Origin of the sequence: Cypionkella sp., assembly GCF_036782355.1 — a bacterium.
Classification (GTDB): Bacteria; Pseudomonadota; Alphaproteobacteria; order Rhodobacterales; family Rhodobacteraceae; genus Cypionkella.
This window is the reverse complement of sequence record NZ_DAIPZF010000067.1, coordinates 1-5,078: the sequence shown is the minus strand read 5'-3', so window position 1 is coordinate 5,078 and position 5,078 is coordinate 1. Positions and strand designations below refer to the sequence as shown.

Below are 5,078 nucleotides of genomic sequence, written 5' to 3'. Positions count from 1 at the left end.
TCTTTATGAATACCCATCTGATCTCGGAAATCGCCAAGACCTGCACCAGCATCGCTGTGCTGTCGCATGGCAAACTGGTTTATCACGACCGGATCGAGGCCGTGACCGCCCGCTATGGCGACGATGCAGCTCTTGAAGAGCTTTATCTTTCGCTAACGCCGCAAGGCCGCCTGGCTGAGGTGGCGTGATGGCAGATGTCTCTCCCAACTGGCTGATCGCCAGCCAATCCGCCCGATTTGTGCTGCGAGAGCGCACGGTAGCCTTGCTGGCCGCGCTGTTCGTCGCCCTTGTTCTGATCTCTGCGTGGCTGGGTTGGTCGGCAACCTCGACAGTCGATCGCATCTATATCGACGCCGCAGCGTTCCTGAAGGCCACAGGTCAGCCCGTGCCGAGCAACCCCGTGCTTGATATCTCGCCGCTGTCGTTGATGCGCAATATGTCGGTCTATGTGGCGCTGATTGGGGCGCTGTCGGCAATTGTCATCGGCAACCGGCTGGTCAGCATAGACCTTAAGGCGGGGGTGCTGCCGCTGATTGGCATTCGGCCCATGCGCCGCAGCGCCTATGCGGATGGCAAGATCGCCGCCCTGCTTGGGCTGGTGCTGGCGTTGATCTGCGTGGCGGCGGTGATGGCTGTGGCGACCTTTTTGCTGCTGCCGACGGTCAGTTTGACGGGCCCGCAATGGCTGCAACTGGCGGGCTTCCTCGGGGTCAGCGCGCTTTACATGGCGTTCTTTGGCCTGATCGGTCTGGCCTCAGCCGCGTGGGCGAAATCGGAAACCGTGGGCCTTTTGTTGCCCGTCACGCTGTGGCTGACGCTGACCTTCATCCTGCCGCAGCTGACTGCGAACCTAAACCCCACGGCGGCGATCAACCCGATTTCTGCACTTGCGATCCCGCCTGACACCAGCTTTTTCCATTGGGCCGCACGGCTTTTGGGGCCCTTGTCCCTGGCGGATGCCTATAAATTCGCCTCGGCTAACCTGCTGGACTACCTGCCGCAGGGCATGGCCTCGCCTTCCTTTATTCCGCCTGTCGCAAATATCGCTCTTGCAACCGCCGCCGCAGCCTTTGTGGCTTGGCGCGCGCTGACGGGGCTAGCGATGACGCAAGGAGACTATGATGTCTGATTTCGCCCCCATCCGAACCATCGCCGCCAAAGACATTCGCGATGCGCTGCGGGACCGGTTTATCTTGATCGTCACCGCTTTCCTTGGTCTCGCCGCCGTGGTGGCGCTGCTGAGTGGCGCCATCGCCCTACGCAGTGACGTGGCCACCTACGAGGCCGCAAAGGCCACCCTGCTCTCAATCGGCAAGTCGGTTGACGGGCTGAAAGCGCCAGAGTTCTATCCCTTGCGGCTTTTGCGCGGGGCAATCGAGCAGATCGAGATCATCGGTGCCGCCATCGCCATTCTCATCGGTTATCGGGCAGCTGCAAGCGAGCGGGGGCGGCAAACCTTGTCGCTGATCCTGACGCGGCCTTTGCGCAATTGGCAGTTCGTGGCGGGCAAAATCCTCGCAGGTTTTGGATTGCTGGCGGCTGGTCTGGCAATCGTTCTGGGCGGCTTGGCCATGGTGCTGCACATGACGTCGGGCGTCGGTTTGGTCGGTGATGGTCTGGCACGGATCGGCATCGTGTGGGCAGTGGCGGTTGTCTATACCAGCTGCTTTTTCCTGCTGGGGTTCGTGCTGACGTTGCATATGAAGCAAAGCTCGCATGCGCTTTTGGCGGCCTTTGCGGTCTGGCTCTTGCTAGTGCTGATTGCGCCACAAATCGGCGACACGCTTGATCCTGACAACCAAGTCGCGGGTGGGGTGTTTGCGCAATTGCACATCGCCAAACCCGATCAGACTGAAATCATGAAGCGCTTTGCAACCTTCGAGTCGTTGCGAAACGGCATCGAAGTGGCCTCGGTCACTAAGCACTTTGAACGCTTCACTTTCGCAATCCTTGGCATCAAGGCGACCTACGCCGGCATGGCCATTGGACCTATCCTGACTGAAATGCTGGGCAACCTCGTCTGGATCCTCCTCACTGCCCTCGGACTTGGCAGCCTTGCCTTGGTCCTTCCTCTCAACCCCAACCGGCTTGCAAAAGCCTGATCTTTCAAAGGAAACCTCAAATGACTCTGAAGAAAAACATCACATCTCTTGCCTTGGCTTCGATCCTTGGCCTTTCGCTGGTAAGCCCAAGCCTGTCGCAAACCGCGACTGACAGCGATGGCGACGGGGTGCCGGATACTGCAGAAGTGTTATTGGGCACTGATCCGATGGTTGCCGATACCGATGGTGATGGTCAAAACGATCTGGCGGATGCTGACCCAACCTTTATGGCCAATCCCATCGACACTAGCGGCGCACCGGCTCCCTTTGCGATCAAAGAGGCCTTGGTCGAGAACAACTTTGATTACGCCGCCAACAAAACCGCCAATGATCACCTCGAACTCTTGGTCACAAATTCGGGCACGGCGCCTTTGACCGGCTTTTCAATCTACTATTCGATCAAGGATGGCGACAGCGGCAAGACCGAAGGCACCTTCCGCAAGCTGGACGGTTTCAGCCTGCCCGCAGGCGGTGAAGCGCGGATCCACTTTGACGATGGCGTGGTGGCCGGACATTTCCGCGCCAATCCCAACTCGATCTATACCACCAGTCAAGCCGCCAAGACCTTTACGGTCATGCTGAAAGCTGACGGCTTCGCGCCTGTGAGTGTTGAAATCGCCAAAGACAAAGGTGGCGCGGAAGCTGCCGACTGATAACCCAAGGGCGCTATCCAAATTCCGAAAGCGGCGGCCTTTGAATTGCAGGCCGCCGCCATTTTGAATATTGCGGGCAAACAAAACACTTCCCCTTCTACTGAGAAAACGCTTCGTTGCATTACCTGAAAGGCCTAGAATTAACCGATGAGACCTCAGATTTTGATCACGCTCCGCTCCATCCTGCCGGTTTTGATAGGTATTTTTCTCTTCGGGCTTGGTATTTATGCGTTGAACCACCTGATGCATTCTGTAGATCCGGCGCTGGTAAAGTCTCAGATACGATCAACTGCACCTCTCAGTTTGGCTTTGGCGACTGGGGCAACCGCAATCGGATACGCGGCATTGGTCGGCTATGATGCGCTCGCTCTGCAGTTCATTGGTAAGTCCCTGCCTAGGCCCATCGTGGCGTTGGGTGGTTTTTTGGGCTACGCCTTTGGCAATACCATCGGCGTAAGTGTGATCTCTGGCGGCGCTGTGCGCTTTCGCATCTACTCTGCTTATGGGTTGGACGCTTTTCAGGTTGCCACGGTTTCGGCCTACATCGCTGCGGCAATTGGCACTGGGCTGACTTTGATCGGCCTTGCGGCACTGGGTCTGCATCCGAATGTCATCCCTCAGATTTCGGCCTTTTCACCCAACCTCATCCGCTTTGGCGCTTTGGGACTTTTCCTGATCCTTGGCGGCGCTATCATGTTCGTTTCAGCCAGAGGCCTTCAGCTCAAGGTGGGGCGCATGAGTTTGCATCTGCCCGCGCCGCGAAGTCTGGCTGCACAACTTGCAATGACGCTGGTCGATGTGGTGGCGGCCGCTTTCGCGCTTTGGGTGCTGATGCCCGTTGGCACGCCGGATTTAAGCGCGTTCATTGCGATCTATGCGATTGCGACGATGGTGGGGGTCTTGTCGCATGTTCCGGGTGGTATTGGCGTCTTTGAAACGATCATCATCGGAACCCTGCCAGCAAGCGTGCCTGTCAGCGATGCCGCGGCAGCCTTGGTATTGTTCCGGATCATTTACTACCTTTTGCCTTTCGCGCTCGGCTTCATAGTGGTCTCGCTGAACGAAGCACGTCTGGCCAGCGGATTCATAGGGCGACTTCTCGGCGGGGTGTCGGCGGCCTCGCGTCCAAGGGCCGAGGCTTTGCATGGCTTGGCCCCCTCGCTCGCCGCTTTGGTGACCTTTGGCCTTGGCGTCTATATGCTCATGGTTTCGCTGATCCCTTCGGTGCAGAGCAGCGTGTTGAACGAAGGTGAGTTCGTCGCTGCCCTCGTTATCGAGGGCGGGACACTTCTATCGGCAATGATCGGTGTGGTTTTAATCATCCTGTCGCACGGGCTGGCGCGCCAGATAAAGGCCGCGTTTTATCTGACACTCTTGGCCCTTGGCATCGGCACGATTGCCGCGCTGATGAATGATTTCAGCATCGAAGCTGCGGCCATTCTGATGACGGGCTTTGCGCTTTTGCTGCCCTTCGCGGGCGGATTTAATCGACAGGCCAAACTGACCGAAGGCATATTTAGCCTCCGCTGGTTTGCGCTGGTCTTCGGTGCTGGCATTGCCGCGCTTGGATTTTTCTTTTTCCTGCACCGCGCAACACCCTATTCAAACGATCTGTGGACCACCCTTGCACATGGCGCCAATACGCCGCGCGCGCTTCGGGCCGGGCTGCTGGCCTCGGCTTTGCTGATGGCATTCACGATCTTTATCGCGCTGCGTCCGGTGCGACGGAGGTCTGCCTCGGCAACCGAACCCGCAAGCCTTGAAGCGATCTCGACGATCCTATCTCAATGGCCCGTGCCGCACGGTTGCCTCGCCTATTCGGGCGACAAGCAGTTTGTCTTTTCAGACTCGGGCAAATCGTTCCTGATGTATGGCCGGCAAGGCGCGCGCTTTGTGGCCTACGGCGATCCGATCGGAGAGCCCGCCGAATTGGCCGATCTGTGTTGGGCCTTTGTCGATCTGGCGCGCAGGGCAAACGGCAAAGCGCTGTTTTACGAGGTCGGCAACCAGAACCTGCCGCTCTTTGTCAGCTTGGGGTTCGGGCTGCACAAAGTTGGCGAAGAGGCCGTGATCAGCTTGCAAGAGTTCAATCTTAGCGGCGCGAATTTCAAATCCATGCGTTCGGCCCACAACAAGCGCGAGCGTGAGGGTCTTGCGATGACAATTGTGCAACCGCCGCATTCAGAAGCTTTGCTGACTGAATTGCAAACAATCTCGGATCTTTGGCTTAGCGGTAAGGCGGTGAGTGAAAAGGGTTTTTCGGTCGGGCGTTTTGATGTCGCCTATCTCAACCGTTTTCCCATCGCGCTTGTCCGCCGCGAGG

Annotated in this window: 4 protein-coding genes and 1 pseudogene; all 5 read left to right on the top strand. The window is 57.9% G+C overall.

The annotated features are described in order from the left end of the window. Positions 1 to 188, top strand: a pseudogene (locus V7Q10_RS15435) (ABC transporter ATP-binding protein); the annotation flags it as partial. After that, positions 188 to 1,129 carry an ABC transporter permease gene (locus V7Q10_RS15430; protein ID WP_333870029.1) on the top strand — a complete coding sequence of 314 codons (942 nt, stop codon included), beginning with the start codon at positions 188 to 190 and terminating at the stop codon, positions 1,127 to 1,129. The pseudogene V7Q10_RS15435 and the gene V7Q10_RS15430, both read left to right, overlap by 1 nt. After that, complete coding sequence (locus tag V7Q10_RS15425; RefSeq protein WP_333870028.1) at positions 1,122 to 2,102, top strand: ABC transporter permease; 981 nt, start codon at positions 1,122 to 1,124, stop codon at positions 2,100 to 2,102. Before V7Q10_RS15430 ends, V7Q10_RS15425 begins: the two co-directional genes overlap by 8 nt. Before the next feature lie 20 nt (positions 2,103 to 2,122). Beyond that, positions 2,123 to 2,755, top strand: coding sequence for a hypothetical protein (locus V7Q10_RS15420; protein ID WP_333870027.1), 633 nt, complete (start codon positions 2,123 to 2,125; stop codon positions 2,753 to 2,755). A 147-nt stretch (positions 2,756 to 2,902) separates the two neighbouring features. Continuing rightward, a partial coding sequence (locus V7Q10_RS15415) for a phosphatidylglycerol lysyltransferase domain-containing protein (RefSeq protein ID WP_333870026.1) occupies positions 2,903 to 5,078 on the top strand: 2,176 nt, incomplete at its 3' end.